General features: G+C 65.3%; 15 protein-coding genes. 11 read left to right on the plus strand and 4 right to left on the minus strand.

What is annotated here, in order from left to right; all coding sequences use genetic code 11:
• Positions 1-108: 108 nt before the first annotated feature.
• Genes queC through queE form a run of 3 tightly spaced genes read right to left on the minus strand, consistent with a single transcriptional unit; the run spans position 109 to position 1,821 of the window.
• Positions 109-846: a 7-cyano-7-deazaguanine synthase QueC gene (gene queC / locus VQ045_RS17840; protein ID WP_331831062.1), complete on the minus strand. Its 738-nt coding sequence runs from the start codon at positions 844-846 to the stop codon at positions 109-111.
• Positions 833-1,189 (minus strand): 6-carboxytetrahydropterin synthase QueD, encoded by a 357-nt coding sequence (gene queD, locus VQ045_RS17845; protein ID WP_327622710.1) that lies wholly within the window; start codon positions 1,187-1,189, stop codon positions 833-835. The genes queC and queD overlap by 14 nt, the downstream gene beginning before the upstream one ends.
• Positions 1,186-1,821: a 7-carboxy-7-deazaguanine synthase gene (gene queE, locus VQ045_RS17850; protein ID WP_331831063.1), complete on the minus strand. Its 636-nt coding sequence runs from the start codon at positions 1,819-1,821 to the stop codon at positions 1,186-1,188. Before queE ends, queD begins: the two co-directional genes overlap by 4 nt.
• Before the next feature lie 391 nt (positions 1,822-2,212).
• Between queE and VQ045_RS17855 the strand changes: the two genes are divergently transcribed.
• The 7 genes from VQ045_RS17855 (at position 2,213) to VQ045_RS17885 (ending at position 8,385) form a co-directional block, all read left to right on the plus strand.
• On the plus strand, positions 2,213-2,992 hold the full coding sequence (locus tag VQ045_RS17855; protein ID WP_327622708.1) for a succinate dehydrogenase iron-sulfur subunit: 780 nt from the start codon (positions 2,213-2,215) through the stop codon (positions 2,990-2,992).
• 144 nt (positions 2,993-3,136) lie between these two features.
• On the plus strand, positions 3,137-3,994 hold the full coding sequence (locus VQ045_RS17860) for a cell wall hydrolase (protein WP_327645323.1): 858 nt from the start codon (positions 3,137-3,139) through the stop codon (positions 3,992-3,994).
• An 82-nt stretch (positions 3,995-4,076) separates the two neighbouring features.
• Entirely contained in the window at positions 4,077-5,540 is a 1,464-nt protein-coding gene (locus VQ045_RS17865) for an alkaline phosphatase D family protein (RefSeq protein WP_327645322.1), read from the plus strand.
• Positions 5,541-5,781: 241 nt separating this feature from the next.
• A complete protein-coding gene (locus VQ045_RS17870) occupies positions 5,782-6,174 on the plus strand; it encodes a septal ring lytic transglycosylase RlpA family protein (RefSeq protein ID WP_327645320.1) in 393 nt (130 codons plus the stop codon).
• Between the two features lie 327 nt (positions 6,175-6,501).
• Positions 6,502-6,678, plus strand: coding sequence for a hypothetical protein (locus tag VQ045_RS17875; RefSeq protein ID WP_327622704.1), 177 nt, complete (start codon positions 6,502-6,504; stop codon positions 6,676-6,678).
• A 70-nt stretch (positions 6,679-6,748) separates the two neighbouring features.
• Positions 6,749-7,537 carry a polysaccharide deacetylase family protein gene (locus VQ045_RS17880; protein ID WP_327622703.1) on the plus strand — a complete coding sequence of 263 codons (789 nt, stop codon included), beginning with the start codon at positions 6,749-6,751 and terminating at the stop codon, positions 7,535-7,537.
• On the plus strand, positions 7,534-8,385 hold the full coding sequence (locus tag VQ045_RS17885) for a GNAT family N-acetyltransferase (protein ID WP_331831064.1): 852 nt from the start codon (positions 7,534-7,536) through the stop codon (positions 8,383-8,385). Before VQ045_RS17880 ends, VQ045_RS17885 begins: the two co-directional genes overlap by 4 nt.
• A gap of 13 nt (positions 8,386-8,398) precedes the next feature.
• Here the strand turns inward: VQ045_RS17885 and VQ045_RS17890 are convergent, their stop codons facing one another.
• Positions 8,399-9,751: an adenylate/guanylate cyclase domain-containing protein gene (locus tag VQ045_RS17890; RefSeq protein ID WP_331831065.1), complete on the minus strand. Its 1,353-nt coding sequence runs from the start codon at positions 9,749-9,751 to the stop codon at positions 8,399-8,401.
• Between the two features lie 180 nt (positions 9,752-9,931).
• Between VQ045_RS17890 and VQ045_RS17895 the strand changes: the two genes are divergently transcribed.
• From VQ045_RS17895 to VQ045_RS17910, 4 genes are all read left to right on the plus strand, one after another.
• Positions 9,932-11,185, plus strand: a complete 1,254-nt coding sequence (locus VQ045_RS17895; RefSeq protein WP_331831066.1) for a glycosyltransferase family protein — start codon at positions 9,932-9,934, stop codon at positions 11,183-11,185.
• Complete coding sequence (locus tag VQ045_RS17900) at positions 11,182-12,339, plus strand: glycosyltransferase family 4 protein (protein WP_327622699.1); 1,158 nt, start codon at positions 11,182-11,184, stop codon at positions 12,337-12,339. The genes VQ045_RS17895 and VQ045_RS17900 overlap by 4 nt, the downstream gene beginning before the upstream one ends.
• An 85-nt stretch (positions 12,340-12,424) precedes the next feature.
• Positions 12,425-13,582, plus strand: a complete 1,158-nt coding sequence (locus VQ045_RS17905) for a glycosyltransferase family protein (RefSeq protein WP_327622698.1) — start codon at positions 12,425-12,427, stop codon at positions 13,580-13,582.
• Positions 13,583-13,814: 232 nt separating this feature from the next.
• On the plus strand, positions 13,815-15,659 hold the full coding sequence (locus tag VQ045_RS17910; protein ID WP_442873048.1) for an ABC transporter ATP-binding protein: 1,845 nt from the start codon (positions 13,815-13,817) through the stop codon (positions 15,657-15,659).
• Position 15,660: the final 1 nt, after the last annotated feature.

Consider the following 15,660-nt stretch of genomic DNA (forward strand, 5'->3'; position numbering starts at 1 on the left):
CGGCATCGCCACGATGCCGCTCGACAAGGCTCTCGACTATATCGCCGCCGAGCCGGATTTCTGGATCCACGCTTGAGCGAAAACCCGCTCAAAATGGCCAAAGTCGAGCTAAGTTTCCGATATCGTGGAAATCCCTGCCTGAAACCGGCTGTAGCCGTCCGCCCGCAGCTCGCAGGCGGGGCAGGTGCCGCAGCCATAGCCCCATTCGTGTCGGTGGCTCCGGTCGCCATTGTAGCAGGTATGGGTCTCGTCGCGGATGAGATCGAGGAGGGCCGCGCCGCCGATGTCCTCGGCCATCGCCCAGGTCTCGGCCTTGTCGATCCACATCAGCGGCGTGTGAATGACGAAGCGGCGCTCCATGCCCAGATTGAGAGCGAGCTGCATTGCCTTCATGGTGTCGTCGCGGCAGTCGGGATAGCCGGAGTAGTCGGTCTCGCAGACCCCCGTCACCAGGTGCTTGATCCCGCGCCGATAGGCGACCGCTCCCGCGAAGGTCAAGAACAGGAGATTGCGGCCGGGCACGAAGCTGTTGGGCAGGCCGTCGGCCTGCATGGCGATCGCGACGTCGCGCGTCAGTGAGGTCTCGCTGACCTTGGCCAGCGTCGTCAGGTCGACCAGATGGTCTTCCCCCAACCGGTCGTCCCAGGCCGGAAAGCGCGCGCGGATCGCCGCGAGCGCGTCGAACCGCACGGTGAGCTCCACCGCATGGCGCTGGCCATAGTCGAAGCCGATCGTCTCGACATGAGTGAAACGATCGAGCGCCCAGGCGAGGCAGGTCGCCGAATCCTGGCCGCCAGAGAACAGCACCAGCGCGGATTGATCGGCGGTCTGGTCAGCGGCCGTCATATTCGGCCCAGCACTGCGGCGTCTCGAACACCTTCACCGAGGCGGTGACGGGCAGCGCAGCCTTCATCCGATCGTAGATCCAGACGGCGATGTTCTCGGAAGTCGGATTTTCCAGTCCCTCGACCTCGTTCAGCGTGTGGTGATCGAGCCGCTCCAGAAGCGGCGTGAAGGCTTTCTCGACGTCGAAGAAGTCGACGACGAATCCGGTTCGCGGGTCCACCGGCCCCTCGAGCGTCAGTTCGATCCGGTAGGAGTGGCCGTGCATCCGGTGGCAACGATGTGTTTGCGGCACATGGGGCAGTCGGTGAGCGGCTTCGAAGGTGAAGGCTTGGGTGATTTTCATCTAATTCCCAGGAGCTTGTGGGTTTGCAGGGTGAGGCGCCAACGCGGATGCGCGAGACAATAGGCGAGCGCCGCCGCCGTGTTCGCTTCCCGCTCCGGTCCGTCCATCGGCTGCAGCAACAACGTGTCGAAGTCCAGCTCGGCGAAACGCTCCGGCTCGGCCCTCGCCTGCGGATAGACCAGTTTCAACTCTTGCCCGTTGGTCTGGACGAGCGGTGCACCGCTTTTCGGGCTGACGCAGATCCAGTCGATAGCCACCGGCACCGGGAGTGTGCCGTTGGTCTCGACCGCGATCTCGAAGCCTTCCCCGTGGAGAGCGGAGACGAGGGCATCGTCGACCTGCAGAAGCGGCTCGCCGCCGGTCAGCACCACGAGGCGACCGGGCACGGTCTCGCCCTCCCAGGTCGCGGCGATGGCGGCCGCGAGTGCCCGCGCGCTGGTGAATTTGCCGCCGCCGGTCCCGTTGGTGCCGACGAAATTGGTGTCGCAGAACTGGCAGACAGCCGTCGCGCGGTCGATCTCCCGGCCGGACCACAGATTACAGCCGGCAAAGCGGCAAAACACCGCTGCGCGCCCGGCGTTTCGGCCCTCGCCCTGAAGTGTGTAGAAAATCTCCTTGACCGAATAGGTCATGGTGTCATCCGGTTTTTAGCGACGCACGGCATGGCCGGCGTCGGTTTGTCGATCAAATACGCGGGAGCCGGCCGGTCGATCGGGCCGTCATCCCCGGCGTCGTATCGGCGCAGTTCGCCCTGTGCGATGGTGGGCCCTGTGCAATGATGGTCTGCCGCGCAAACGGGTTTGAAACGCTTGCACCAGGCACGGGGCGTGCGGCGGGGCTTTGTTAATGAGGTCGGGCTGCTTGCGCAACTGTTCAAGGCCGTTTGCTGTCCCCGGCCTCGCCAATGCGGGAAAAACCCGGACATTCAAACGATTCGCGCCGCTGCCGGGCTGTTTCGTCTCTGGTGTTTTGCAGCGCACGCTTTATGTTGCGGCCAATCCAACCGGCACCGGATAAAGCGTCATGGTCGAACTCGCCCTTCCGAAGAATTCCACGATCAACGAAGGCAAGGTCTGGGACAAACCGGCGGGGGCGGCGAACGTCCGCGAATTCAAGATCTATCGCTGGTCGCCGGACGACGGAAACAATCCGCGCACCGACACCTTTTATGTCGATACCGACGACTGCGGGCCGATGGTCCTCGACGCGCTGCTGTGGATCAAGAACAGGGTCGATTCCACCCTGACGCTTCGCCGTTCCTGCCGCGAAGGCATCTGCGGTTCTTGCGCCATGAATATCGATGGCTCCAACACGCTCGCCTGCACCAAGGGCATGGACGAGATCGCCGGGCCGGTGAAGGTCTATCCGCTGCCGCATATGCCGGTGGTCAAGGATCTGATCCCGGATCTGACGGTGCCTTACGCCCAGCTTCGCTCGATCGAGCCCTGGCTGAAGACCGAGACGCCCGAGCCGGAGAAGGAGTGGCGCCAGAGCCATTCGGATCGCGAGAAGCTCGACGGTCTCTACGAGTGCATCCTGTGCTTCTGCTGCCAGACCTCTTGTCCGTCCTATTGGTGGAACGGCGAACGCTATCTCGGGCCGGCCGTCCTCTTGCAGGCCTATCGCTGGCTGATCGATTCGCGCGATGAGGCGACCGGCGAGCGGCTCGACGATCTGGAGGATCCGTTCAAGCTATATCGCTGTCACACGATCATGAACTGCACCCAGTCCTGTCCGAAGGGGTTGAACCCAGCCAAGGCGATTGCCGAAATCAAGAAGATGATGGTCGAGCGCCGCGTCTGAACGCCAGTGATTGTCTCTCCCTCGCTTCGAGGGGCCGCGGCGTGTGCGGCGACTCTGCCACACTGGCGGTCAAAACGGCCGGGATTGATCGTAATCGCGCCGCCGGTCCCCTTTCCGGACATTTTCTCCCATCACGGATGCGGCATGACGAGCATCCGATCTTTCCGCCGCCTCGCGAGCGTATCCATCATCCTGTTGCCCTTCGTCCTCGCCGCCTGCGTGGGAACGCCGGAAATCGAGGATGTGATCAAGCCGATGAGCTACGGGCCAAGCCAGGAGTGTCTGGCGCGGGCGATGTATTTCGAATCCAACCGCTCGAGCCCCGAGGGGATGCTGGCGGTCGGCACCGTGGTGATGAACCGGGTGGAATCGGGGCGCTATCCCACCAATGTCTGCGACGTCGTCGGCCAACCGCGCCAGTTTGCCCCCGGTGTGATGACGCGCCAGATGGGGGCAGGGAAGGAACTCGCCATGCAGACGGCCGCCGAGATCCTCTCCGGCAAGCGGCACGGCGGCGTCGAGAACGCCAAGTTCTTTCATACGGCCGGGCTGAGATTTCCTTACAATAACATGAACTACAAGGTGATCGCGGGGGGCAACGCGTTCTACGAAAAGGTCTCTCGCAGCCGTCGCGGCGATGTCAGGATGGCCTCCCAGGCGGAAATCCGCGGAGCGGGCGCCTCCGGCGCCATCGATCGGATCAGGCAGAACCCGACGCCGAAGACGGACGCTAAGACGCAAGTGGCTGCGGTCGCAAAGACCAAGGCGCGGACGCCGGAAGACAGTCAGTTTCTGGCGCTCTGGCAGGGCCTGACCGCCGAGTCGCCCACCCCAAAGCCGGCCGACGTGCGGGCTGCCGCCGCGGCCGCCCCGCAGGGGAAGTCCGGAAGGCTTTCGAGTGACGTCGAATTGCCGGGTGTCTCAACCGAGCTTGCGGCCGGAACCTCCGTCGCGACTGCGAACGATCCAGCGTCCGACGTCGGCGGAATCCTGGGCCAATAGACCTATATCGGAGCGCAACGCCGCCGCTGCTCTACCGAGCGGCTGATGCGCGGGCGTTTGACGATAATCCGGGCAGGGGTCGATGTTCGCTCAACAGAGTAAGGGTGATCCGGCCATCGACCGGATCGGACCGCTTCTTTATGCGCGCGGCGGCGATGGTCATCGCAACCATCTTGCTGCGCTTGTCGTGCAGCCGGAGAGCGACGAGCCGCCGCTGCTTCGCGTTGACGACGCGGACGCGGCGACCGAGCCGCAGCCGATCGCGACGCTGTTCGGTCGGGTGGTCTGGCGCTACGATTTCTCCTTGCCGGCGGGCCAGCCCGCGTCCTACCGGCTGGGCGGCGAGCGGTTCGAGATCATGCCACCCGACGATCCGAGCGTTCGGATCGCTTATGTCTCCTGCAATGGCCAGGAGAACGGCGATCTGGACCGCGACGTCGGCGAGCGCGACGCGATGTGGAACCGTCTCGTGGAAGAACACGTGCGCGCGCCCTTCGCGCTGATGCTGCAGGGCGGTGACCAGCTCTATGCCGACGATGTGCTGACCGCGCATGAGGCGGTTCGGCGCTGGTCCGAACGACCAAAGCGGCAGCGGGCCGACATTGCCTTCACCGCCGATGCCCGCGAGGCAGTTCGGCGCTTCTATTTCCGTCGCTATCTGACCACCTTCGCCCGGCCGGCGATGCGAACCTTGGCGGCTCGCGTTCCCTCGATCATGATGTGGGACGATCACGACATCATCGACGGCTGGGGCAGCCATCCCGAGCCCCTGCTCGACAGCCCGGTCGGGCGCGGCCTCTTCGAGGCGGCGCGGGAGATGTTTGTCCTGTTCCAACTCGCCGCGAAGGACGGCGCCCTGCCCGACATCGCGTTCGATGCAAGCGGACGGACGCTCGGCTTGGCCGTGCGTTATCCGGGCCTGTCCATCCTTGCCCCCGATCTCAGGAGCGAACGGCGTCCCGACCGGGTGATGGGCGAGGCCGGCTGGTCCGGGTTCGAACGCGCCATGGCCGCGACGCCCGATGACGAGCGCATTCTGTTGATGTCGAGCGTTCCCGCACTCGGCCCTCGGCTGAGCTGGGTCGAGGCGGTCGCCGACATCGTGCCGAAGATTCGCGAGCTGGAGGACGATCTGCGCGATCAATGGCAGAGCCGCGCGCACCGGGAGGAATGGAAGCGCTTCCTGCGCCTCCTCGCCGAGCGCCAGGAGGGTCATCGCGCCTGTATCACGGTAGTGTCCGGCGAGATCCATCTCGCGACCCGCGGCGAGATGCGGTTGAAAGACGGATCGAGGCTGCACCAACTCGTCGCATCCGGCATTTCGCATCCGGCGCCGCGCGATTTTTATCCACGCATGCTCGGTCTCCTGGCGCGGGTCGGCGAAAGCCCGCTGCGGAAGCGGAAGATCCGTCTTCGGCCGCTGCCGTCGAAGCGCGCGATCTATACCGGCGAGCGAAATTACCTGGTTCTGTCGCGCGCGGACGCGGCCTGGACGGCGCAATGGGAGCTCGAAGACAGCGGCCGCACCCCGGTGCTCTCGCTGTGAAACGTGGCCGACGATTGTGATTCAGGCGCTGGAATGTAGCCTGGTCGCGATGCCCTTGCCGCATCTAAGAGGCCGACGCACCGCGATGGCTCAGGGTTGACCGGGCGTTGCGGCCAAATCCAAAAAAGTTCCATGATCACGGAATGACCCCATTGCTGCCAGGGTCCGTTCAACTTTTCGTCACAGCAATTACCGACAAGGCCGGCGTCGCGAATGTCGCCACGCAATATTAGGACTTGTCATGAAGCTTCTGCCCAAAGCCGCGCTGGCCGCCGCGCTCTTCGCCAGCACGCTGGTTACCGGATACACCGTCAGTGTCGCGCCGGTCGCCGCGCACGGTGCCCATAAAGCCGCTTCGGGCGCGGCCTCCTATTACGGCAAACGCTTTCACGGCCGCACGACAGCCAACGGCGAAAAGTTCAACATGAACTCGATGACGGCGGCCCACAAGACGCTGCCTTTCGGCACCAAGGTCCGCGTCACGAACCAGCGCAACGGCAAGTCCGTCGTCGTTCGTATCAATGATCGCGGCCCCTATGCCGGCGGTCGCGTGATCGACCTGTCCAAGGCTGCTGCCTCGAAGATCGGCATGATCCAGTCCGGCACCGCACGGGTCAGCCTCGACATTATCTGAGCGGATGAGGCGCCGGCACGGCCGAGCGCCATCACTGCATGAGGGCTGCACTGGTCCGGAGTTGACGGGAGTAGGGGCCCGTCGGAATGTGAGGGGGAAGGGGGAACAGGATGTCTCCCTCCCGATGGTACGGCGGCGCCCAGGCCGCCATCAGATCTCTCCACATTACGCTGTTGGTTCAGAGCGTTCGCACCTTTTGGGGCCGGGCGCTTTCGTCGTGATGAGCATCCTGCACAAAAGCCGCCTCGTCGCTGCCGATCGGGATTCCAGAGGGAACAGATGGGGCAATATCGCGGTTTCCTTGTCACCTGAGCATGGAGAGCGACGATGCCGAATCCCAAAAACACCCAAGAGCCGCAGACCACCGGCACCGATGGCGACGTTTTCGGCAACGCCGTGGAGCGGACCGACAATGCCTTTCGCGGCAAGAAGGATGGTGAGCGCCTGATCGGCAAGGACATCCCGATCGAGGAACAGGACGCGGAAGAAGAAGAAAAATACTGACACTGACCCGGTGCTGAACCCGACGACCCGGCCGATTGCCCGCAAACCGCGTTCCCGCTAAGCGTCGGCGATGCAAGGTGCCGACGCTCTTCTCCGTGAACTCGACCATTGGGTGGCCGAAGGCCGAACGGTGGCTCTGTGGTGGCGTGACGACGATGCGACGCAGCCGACCCCCGCGCTCTCCCGCCTCGTCGCCGCGGCACGGCGCTACCGCTCGCCGCTCGCCCTCGCGGTAATCCCTGCGCCGATGTCCGATGCGCTCGTTCCGGCCATCGATGACCCGTTGGTGACCATCCTGCAGCACGGCTTCTCTCACGAAAACCATGCTGCGGCGGGCCGGCGCGCGGTCGAATGCGGCGGTGATCGGCCCGCAACAGCCGTCCTCGACGAGCTCGCTGTCGGCCGCGCGCGCCTGGTCGCTGCTTTCGGGTCGCGATTTTGTCCGGTCATGGTGCCGCCCTGGAATCGCATCGAGCCGGCGATTGCGATGGCGCTCCCCGATCATGGCTTCGTCGCAGTCTCGGTGTTCGGCCCGCGTTCGGCCAACCCAGCAGGGGCGGGAAGCTTCGCGGTCAATGCCCATCTCGACCTTCTCACGTGGAAAGGCGGCGCGCGCTTCGCCGGGCGCGACAAGCTGCTCCGGCTTTGCGCCGAGCGGCTGGCCGATCGCCGCTGCGGCCAGATCGATCCCGACGAGCCCTTCGGTCTCCTCACCCATCATCTCGACCATGATGCCGAGACCTGGGCGTTTCTCGACGAGATCCTGGGTTTGCTGGCGGCGCACCCGGCGGTGCGCTGGACCGAAGCCGGCGCGCTGTTCGCCGACGCCGCGCCCGGCGTCAAAGCGCCGCCGCGATGAGTGTCGTCATCAGACCAGCCGGCGAGGCCGATATCGAAGCGGCAGCACGGCTTCTTCATGACCATATGAACGCGAAGATTCCGCCCGAGCGCTGGCGGCTGCTCCTCGACTATCCCTGGCGACCGGCCGGGGTCGAGCGCGGCTGGCTGGTCGAGGATCGCGGCGTCGTCGTCGGTTTCATGGCGACCATCTACAGCGACCGGGACATTGCCGGGCGAAGGCATCGCTTCTGTGATCTGTCCTCCTGGTATCTCCTTGCCGATTATCGCGGCGGAGGCACCGGCGACACATTGCTTCAGGCCGGAATGGCAAAACCGGACGTGACCTATCACACGATGACGGCGCGCCGGGCGACGGGGCGGAAGATTCGCGCGCTGGGTTTCGACATTCTCGACGATACGCGCAGCCTGTTCCGGCCGCTTGCGGAGCCGCGCGCCGCGCCGCTTCCCTGTGTCCGTGACCTCGCGGCGATCGACTCTCGCCTCACCCCGCCGCAACGGGAGATCTTCGCCCGTCATGCCGGTTTCGATTTGCATCAGGCGATCGTCGGCGGCGTCTGGCTGGTCTGGCAGCGCAAACTGAAGGGTAACGCGATCGCCTATCACGAAGTTTTGCACGCCAGCGATCCGGCGTTTCTATCGGCCAATGCACAGGCCATTGCCGACACGATTGTGTCCGGCGAGCGGGGCGTGCTGGCGGTGGATTCGCGCTGGATGACGGCGGGGGACGATCCGGGCACTATCGAGCGGATCGTCCTGCCGCGCTGGTTCCGCTCGCCGGATCTCGAGCGCCGTGACGTCGATCACCTCTATTCCGAAGTGATCCTGCTCGATCAGAAGCTGCCCTGATGGCGCGTCTCGTTCAGGCGGCGATGACGACGAGGTCTGTCGGCTTTTCGACGCCCGCGACTTGGCAACCACCGCGTTGCGTCGCCTGCTCGGCGGCGGAAAAGCCCTGAATGCATGCCAGATCGTATGTCCCCCGTGTGGTGAGGGCGGACGTTGCCTCGACTTTGTTGTGTTTCTCCAGCTTGGCTGCGAGGTTCACGGCGTCGCCGATGACGGTGTATTCCAGCCGGAACTCGTCGCCGAGCGCGGCGAAGACCACCGGGCCGGCGGTGGCCGCGCCGTTGACCCGCAGCGAGCCGTCACCGTGTTCTTCGGCCATGGTCCGCGACCAGTGCGCCGACACGTCCATGATCTCGACGAGGGCGCGCAACGCGTCGGCCGCCGCCGTTTGCGAGGGCGAGGTCGCGCCGAAGGTCGCGAGCAGGCCGTCGCCGAGATATTTGTCGACGATCCCGCCATGGCGCTGGATGATCGGAACGATCAACGCATGCAGACCGACGAGGGTCTCCACCACCCGCTTCGGTTCGTTGGCCTCGACAAATTTTGTGAAGCCGCGAATATCGAGAACGATGATCGCCGCGTCCCGTTCTTCGGCGTCGCCCGCCACCACCGCCACCGGCGACTTGGTAATGACCCGCTCGACGTCGGCGGGAAGAAAGCGGCGGATTTCCTCGCGTTCCACATGCTCCAGCACCGCCGCCGCGAGCAGTCGCTTGGCGCGCGTTAGTGCCAGCGCGAGAACGATCGTCAGGACGAGGATCGCGACAATCTTGTCGATTTCCGCGCCGACCAGGATGCGATCGCTTTGGATATACTCGACGAAACTGCGAGTGATCGCCTGCATGCCCGCTGCGTGTATGGCGTAGAACGTCATGCCGACCCAGCCGAGGGCGGCGATCGCGCCAATCGAGATCACCCAGATCGGATCGAATCGCAACGCGCGGATGGCGATGAAGATAAAGACGTACATCACCGTCGGTGCCTGCAAGGAGAAGCCGGCGCTTTGGCCATACTGGATATGAAAATACCAGATCAGCCCGTACAGCAGCGCGATGTCGACCAGCATTGACACGACCAGGAACCAGCCAGGCAACCGGGTCCGATAGGACAGAAACAGGCGGAGCGCGGTGAAGGCAAGATAGATCGCCAGGCTGACCGGCACCGGCTGTTGCATCAGCGCGTCGCTCGGACGCGGAGAGATGAAATAGAGAAGCGTGATGAAAATGCCGATGCCGAACTGCACCCACCCGATCAGGCGCTCGCTGTCGGCCTCGAACTCCGCGACGACCTCCTGCACCCGGTCCGGGATCGCGCCGGTGGACCGGCGCCCGACGAAGGGGGAAACGAGTTTGGCGCGTTTGCTCATGCCCGCGATCGAAGCAGCCCGCTCGTGAACGGTCTGCCGCCTTCCTATGTCGGGCTGTGCCTCAATCGGGCAGCGCCGCATTGTAACTGGGTGCACCGCCGATAGTGCGATCTTGCGCCCTAAAAGGAAAGTCGCCAGTGTGGCGTGCAGAGAGCACGGCACGAGCGCCAGGAGTATTTCATGAAAGCCCGGCCTCCGCGCGTCCTCATCTACAGTCACGACACTTATGGACTGGGGCATCTGCGCCGCTGCCGCGTCATCGCTCAGGCGCTGGTCGCCCATCGTCCGGACATCGCCATCCTGCTCGTCGCGGGTTCCCCGGTCGTCGGCTCGTTCAGCTTTCCGCCGCAGGTGGATTTCATCCGCGTTCCGGGGGTCGTCAAGCTCGGCGCGGACAATTACGCGCCCTCCAATCCGGGCCTGTCGATCGAGGATCTGACCGAGATTCGCAGCGCCGTCATCAAGAAGACGGCCGAGATTTTCGACCCCGACATCTTCCTGGTGGACAAGGAGCCGCTGGGCATGCGCGGCGAGGTTGAGGCTTCGCTGCGTCATCTGAAGACCACCGGCGCGCGCCTTGTCCTTGGATTGCGCGACATCATGGACGAGCCCTCGCGTCTCGCCGAGGAATGGAAGCGCAAGGACGCCTTCGCGGCGCTTGAGGAATTTTACGACGACATCTGGGTCTATGGTTTGCCGCAGATCTGCGATCCGCTGGAGGGCATCGGCGTGTCGGAACGGGTCCGCCAGAAGGCGGTGTTCACCGGCTATCTGCACAGGGCGGACGAGCCGTCGGGCGCGCTACCCGACCGTATCCGGATCGGCGAGCGACCCTATGTCCTCGTCACCACCGGCGGCGGCGGCGATGGGACGATGCTGGTCGACTGGGTCCTGCGGGCCTACGAGAGCGACCCGGCGATCGGGGTTCGCGCCAAGATCGTTCTTGGTCCCTTCATGGAGCCGGGCTTCCAGGCGGATTTCCAGCGTCGGGCGGCGAAGCTCGACAGCGTCGACGTGATCACCTTCGCGGCGAGTATCGAGCCGCTGTTCGAGCGGGCCGAAGGCGTCGTCGCCATGGGCGGCTACAACACTTTTTGCGAGATTCTCTCCTTCGACAAACCGGCCGTCGTCGTGCCGCGCCGGCAGCCGCGACTCGAGCAATATATCCGCGCCTCCCAAGCCGAGGATCTGGGCCTGTTGACGATGCTGCTCGACGACCGCCTCGACGACGCATCGGCGATGGCCGACGCCATCCGGGCGTTGCCGGGACAGGCGGGGCCGAAATCCGCGGCGATTCCCGGCATTCTCGACGGCCTGAAGACCATTTGCGAGCGCGCGGACGAGTATATCGCCGCCGGTCGGACGAAGAAGGCTGACGGCTACGACTGGAAGCGTGCGAGCCTGCGTCCGATCTCCAAGGCCGGGATGGCATGAGGATCGCATTCTATGCGCCGATGAAATCGCCGCGCGATTCGCATCCGTCCGGGGATCGCACCGTGGCGCGCGGCCTCGTCGAGGCGCTGCGGCTAGCCGGACACGATGTCGTGGTTCCCTCGAATTTCCGCAGCTACGATCGCGGCGACCCGGTGCGGCAGGCCCGCATCGAGCGGATCGGACGGCGGATCGGCGACCGAATTATACGCCGGAACGATGGCCGCGCGCCGATCGACCTCTGGTTCACCTATCACCTCTATCACAAGGCGCCGGACTGGCTGGGGCCGCGTGTGGTCGCGGCGCTGGGAATTCCCTATGCGGTCGCCGAAGCCTCGGTGGCGGACAAGCGCAAGGGCGGGACCTGGCATCGGGGGTATGAAGCGAGCCTGGCGGCGCTCGCGCGGGCCGATCTCGTCGTCGGTCTCAATCCGGCCGACCGGCCTTGCGTCGTCCCCCGGATGCGGCCGGAGGCGCGCTATCTGGACCTCGCCCCGTTCCTCGATGTCCGGCCCTACGCGGAGGCCGCGGCGAACCGGAAGGCCGCGCGGGCGCGGCTCGCTGCGCGCCACGGCCTTGCCGGCGACCGTCCCTGGCTGCTCACCGTCGCGATGATGCGGGAGGACCAGAAGCTCGCCTCGTACCGATTGCTCGCCAAGGCCCTGCAAGTGCTCGGCGACACGGCGATGCAGCTCATTGTCGTCGGCGCGGGACCGGCCGAGGACCAGGTGCGCGAGGCCTTCGCCGGGCTCGGTTCCCGTGTCGCCTTTCACGGCGCGGCAGACGCGGCCGAGATGCCGGCCCTTTATGCCGCGGCCGACCTCTATGTCTGGCCGGCGATCAAGGAATCCTGGAGCATGGCCTTTCTCGAGGCGCAGGCCGCGGGCGTACCCGTTGTCGCCGGCCGCAGCGGCGGCGTTCCGAGCGTCGTCGAGGACGGAGTGACCGGCTTCATTGTCCCGGAAGGCGATGCGCCGGCCTTCGCCGATGGCGTTCGGCGTCTGCTCGATCCAGCCGTGCGAGAGCGAATGGGCCGCGCCGCGCGCAAGCGGACCCTCGATCGCCACGACCTCGTCGTGGCGTCGAAGGCGCTCGACGGCGCGCTGGGTGATACGCTCGCCCGCAGCCGGTCCGTGCCCCAACGAGAGATGATGTGATGCGGGTTCTCTTTCACGTGCAGCATCTTCTGGGCGTCGGGCATCTGCGGCGCGGCGAACTTCTCGCCGACGCCATGNTGATGTGATGCGGGTTCTCTTTCACGTGCAGCATCTTCTGGGCGTCGGGCATCTGCGGCGCGGCGAACTTCTCGCCGACGCCATGGCCAAGCGCGGCATGGCGGTGACCGTCGCGCTCGGCGGCATGCCGGTACCCGAAATGCCCTTTGCTGGCGCCGATGTCGTGCAATTGCCTGCGACCAAGCTCAAGGGCGCCGATTTCAAGGTGCTCTACGACGCCGACGGCGAGCCGGTGACCGATGCCTGGCGCGCGGCGCGGCGGGACGCGCTGTTGCAGCTTTATGACGAAATCCAGCCCGATATCGTCCTCCTGGAGATGTATCCCTTCGGGCGCTGGCGTTTCGGTTTCGAACTCCTGCCGCTGCTCGAACGCGCCGCCCGCGACAAGCCGCGGGTCAAATGCGTCACCTCGGTCCGGGACATCCTGGTCGCGACCAAGCATCCCGAACGGGCAGCCAAGGGCGCAGCGATTGCGCGCGCACATCTCGACGCCGTGCTCGTCCATTCCGATCCGTCGCTCTTCGCCTTCGAGGAGACTTATCCGCATGCGGAGGAACTCGCCGATCTCATTGGCTACACCGGCTATGTGACCGAGCCGGCCGAGCGGGTTCGCGGAGCGCCGAATGGTGAGGTGATCGTCTCGGCCGGCGGCGGCGCGGCCGCCGGCGATTTGATGCGGGCGGCGATGGAAGCCCGTCCGTCGACACCGCTTGCCGACCGGGTCTGGCGCTTCTTCACCGGGCCCCGCTTTCCCGCCGTGGCCTTTGAGGAATTGTCCGCGAGGGCGGACGAGCGGACCGTCGTCTCGCGCTTTGCGCCGAATTTCCAGGAACTGCTCGACGGCTGCGCCCTGTCGATTTCGCAGGCCGGCTACAACACGGTGATGAATCTCCTGCGGGCTGAGGCGCCCGCCGTGGTGGTCCCGTATGACGAGGGCGAGGAGACCGAGCAATGGCACCGCTCGGAACGCATGCGGGACATGGGGCTCTTATCAGTGGTCAAGACGTCCGAACTCTCCCCGCCGACGATGGCGGCGGCGATCGCCGAGACTCTGGAGCGACCGAGCGCCAAACGTCCGTCGATCGATCTCGATGGCGCGGCCCATGCGGCACGAATGATCGAGGCACTTGGCAACGGCGATGATCGCAGCCGGATGGCCCGGTAGATGGACGCCATGCGATCGAGAAATCGCATGACTTCGCCTGCGGGATCGTGGTGCAATCGGTGCGATGGCCGCTCCGCCTCCCGCCGGGAAGCGTCGGGCGGCGCAGGGGAGGATGGGCGTGGCGAGCGAGACGGCGACTCTGGAACGGCCCGTGTCGGATAGTCTGGAGACCGGGCCGAGCGACGCCTCGGCGCTTCTGTCGATCCAATCCCTGTCGGTCGAGTTCCGCTCGATGGCCGGCATGGTCAGGGCGGTCAACGGCCTGTCGATGACGATTGGCGCCGGACAAACCGTTGCGCTGGTCGGTGAATCGGGCTCCGGCAAGACCGTGACCTCGCAGGCTATCCTCGGACTGTTGCCGAAGGGCGCCCTGATTACCGGTGGCCGCATCCTGTTCCGCGACCCTCTGCAGGGCGTCGTCGATCTTGCGGCGTTGTCGCCGAGGAGTTCTCGCTTCCGGGCGATCCGCGGCCAATCCATCTCCATCGTCTTCCAGGAGCCGATGACCTCCTTCTCGCCGCTCCATACGCTCGGCGACCAGATCGGCGAAGTGCTCGAAGTGCACGGACGCGGCAATGGCGCAGAGGCCCGCGAGCGCACGATCGAGACGCTGCGGCTGGTGCGGTTTCCCGAACCGGAGCGGGCGCTGAAATCCTATCCGTTCGAATTGTCGGGCGGCCTGCGCCAACGGGCGATGATCGCGATGGCGCTGATCTGCAAGCCGGCGCTGCTCATCGCCGACGAGCCCACGACCGCCCTCGACGTCACCTTGCAGGCGCAAATACTCAAGCTCCTGCGCGACATGCAGGCCGAACTCGGCATGGCCGTCCTGCTGATCACCCATGATCTCGGCGTGGTCGCCAATCTCGCCGAGGAAGTGGTCGTCATGCACCACGGCAAGGTCATGGAGTCCGGCTCGGCGGCGGCGATTTTCGCGCGCCCGCAGCACCCTTATCTGATTTCGCTGATGAAGGCGGTTCCCGATCTCGACCGGGAAGAGGCGCCACGCCTCAAGCCGATCCGCGAGATCAAGGTCGATGCCGAGGCACTGTTCACGCGGGAATCGGTGGGCGTGCCAGGCGAACCGCTGCTTGAACTCAAGGGGCTCAGCAAGAGCTTTTCGCGGCGTAGCGACAAACGCCTTTTCTCGCGGGCGCCAACGCCGGGTGTGCATGCGCTCAAGGATGTGTCCTTGACCGTTCGCCGCGGCGAGTGTCTCGGCCTCGTCGGCGAATCCGGTTCCGGCAAGACGACGCTGGCCCGCGCCATCATGCGCGCCGTCGCGGTGGATTCCGGTTCGATGGTGTTCAACGCCCGGTCAGGGCCTGTCGACCTCGTCAACGCCGACCGGGCAGAACTCTTCGCGGTTCGCAACTGCCTGCAATATGTTTTCCAGGACCCGTTCTCCTCGCTCGATCCGCGCATGACCGTCGGCGCGATCCTGGCCGAACCGTTCGAGATCCACCGCAAGAGCGGCGGATCCGAGAAGCAGCGGCGGATCGAGCGCCTGCTGGCCGCGGTGGGGCTGGAAGCGCAATACGCCAATCGCTATCCGCACAGCTTTTCGGGCGGGCAGCGCCAGCGGATCGGCATCGCCCGCGCCCTGGCCCTGCAACCGGAATTGCTGATCTGCGACGAGCCGGTGGCCGCCCTCGACGTTTCGGTGCAAGCGCAGATTCTCAACCTGTTGAAGGATCTCCAGCGCCTTTGCGGGCTCACCTATCTGTTCATCTCCCACAATTTGGCGGTCGTGAATTACGTCGCCGATCGTATCGCGGTGATGTGCGACGGCGAGATCGTCGAGATCGCGCCACGTCGGGAGTTGTTTCACGCACCGCTGCATCCCTATACGCAGATGCTCATGCAAGCAGTGCCGCACGCGGATCCCGCGCGTCAGCTCGACTTCGCGCATATTCCCTCCGCCGGCGAGATCGGCCGTCGCGAATGGCCGGAACCGTTCACCGTGGTGGACGGCGTCGAACGGCCACTGCTGGAGGCCGGGCCGGATCATTTCGTGCGGGCCGCCAATTTCGATTTCCTGGCCTCCATGTCTGCCGCCCCGCCAAAGGTCGGCTGAG

It is taken from the genome of Aurantimonas sp. E1-2-R+4, assembly GCF_036549515.1.
Taxonomy (GTDB): Bacteria; Pseudomonadota; Alphaproteobacteria; order Rhizobiales; family Rhizobiaceae; genus Aurantimonas; species Aurantimonas coralicida_A.

Excerpts from the sequence above, each read along its gene's own strand:
- queC (WP_331831062.1), bottom strand. The coding sequence starts at position 846 with ATGACGGCCGCTGACCAGACCGCCGATCAATCCGCGCTGGTGCTGTTC.
- queD (WP_327622710.1), bottom strand. The coding sequence starts at position 1,189 with ATGAAAATCACCCAAGCCTTCACCTTCGAAGCCGCTCACCGACTGCCC.
- queE (WP_331831063.1), bottom strand. The coding sequence starts at position 1,821 with ATGACCTATTCGGTCAAGGAGATTTTCTACACACTTCAGGGCGAGGGC.
- VQ045_RS17855 (WP_327622708.1), top strand. The coding sequence starts at position 2,213 with ATGGTCGAACTCGCCCTTCCGAAGAATTCCACGATCAACGAAGGCAAG.
- VQ045_RS17860 (WP_327645323.1), top strand. The coding sequence starts at position 3,137 with ATGACGAGCATCCGATCTTTCCGCCGCCTCGCGAGCGTATCCATCATC.
- VQ045_RS17865 (WP_327645322.1), top strand. The coding sequence starts at position 4,077 with ATGTTCGCTCAACAGAGTAAGGGTGATCCGGCCATCGACCGGATCGGA.
- VQ045_RS17870 (WP_327645320.1), top strand. The coding sequence starts at position 5,782 with ATGAAGCTTCTGCCCAAAGCCGCGCTGGCCGCCGCGCTCTTCGCCAGC.
- VQ045_RS17875 (WP_327622704.1), top strand. The coding sequence starts at position 6,502 with ATGCCGAATCCCAAAAACACCCAAGAGCCGCAGACCACCGGCACCGAT.
- VQ045_RS17880 (WP_327622703.1), top strand. The coding sequence starts at position 6,749 with ATGCAAGGTGCCGACGCTCTTCTCCGTGAACTCGACCATTGGGTGGCC.
- VQ045_RS17885 (WP_331831064.1), top strand. The coding sequence starts at position 7,534 with ATGAGTGTCGTCATCAGACCAGCCGGCGAGGCCGATATCGAAGCGGCA.
- VQ045_RS17890 (WP_331831065.1), bottom strand. The coding sequence starts at position 9,751 with ATGAGCAAACGCGCCAAACTCGTTTCCCCCTTCGTCGGGCGCCGGTCC.
- VQ045_RS17895 (WP_331831066.1), top strand. The coding sequence starts at position 9,932 with ATGAAAGCCCGGCCTCCGCGCGTCCTCATCTACAGTCACGACACTTAT.
- VQ045_RS17900 (WP_327622699.1), top strand. The coding sequence starts at position 11,182 with ATGAGGATCGCATTCTATGCGCCGATGAAATCGCCGCGCGATTCGCAT.
- VQ045_RS17905 (WP_327622698.1), top strand. The coding sequence starts at position 12,425 with ATGCGGGTTCTCTTTCACGTGCAGCATCTTCTGGGCGTCGGGCATCTG.
- VQ045_RS17910 (WP_442873048.1), top strand. The coding sequence starts at position 13,815 with ATGGCCGGCATGGTCAGGGCGGTCAACGGCCTGTCGATGACGATTGGC.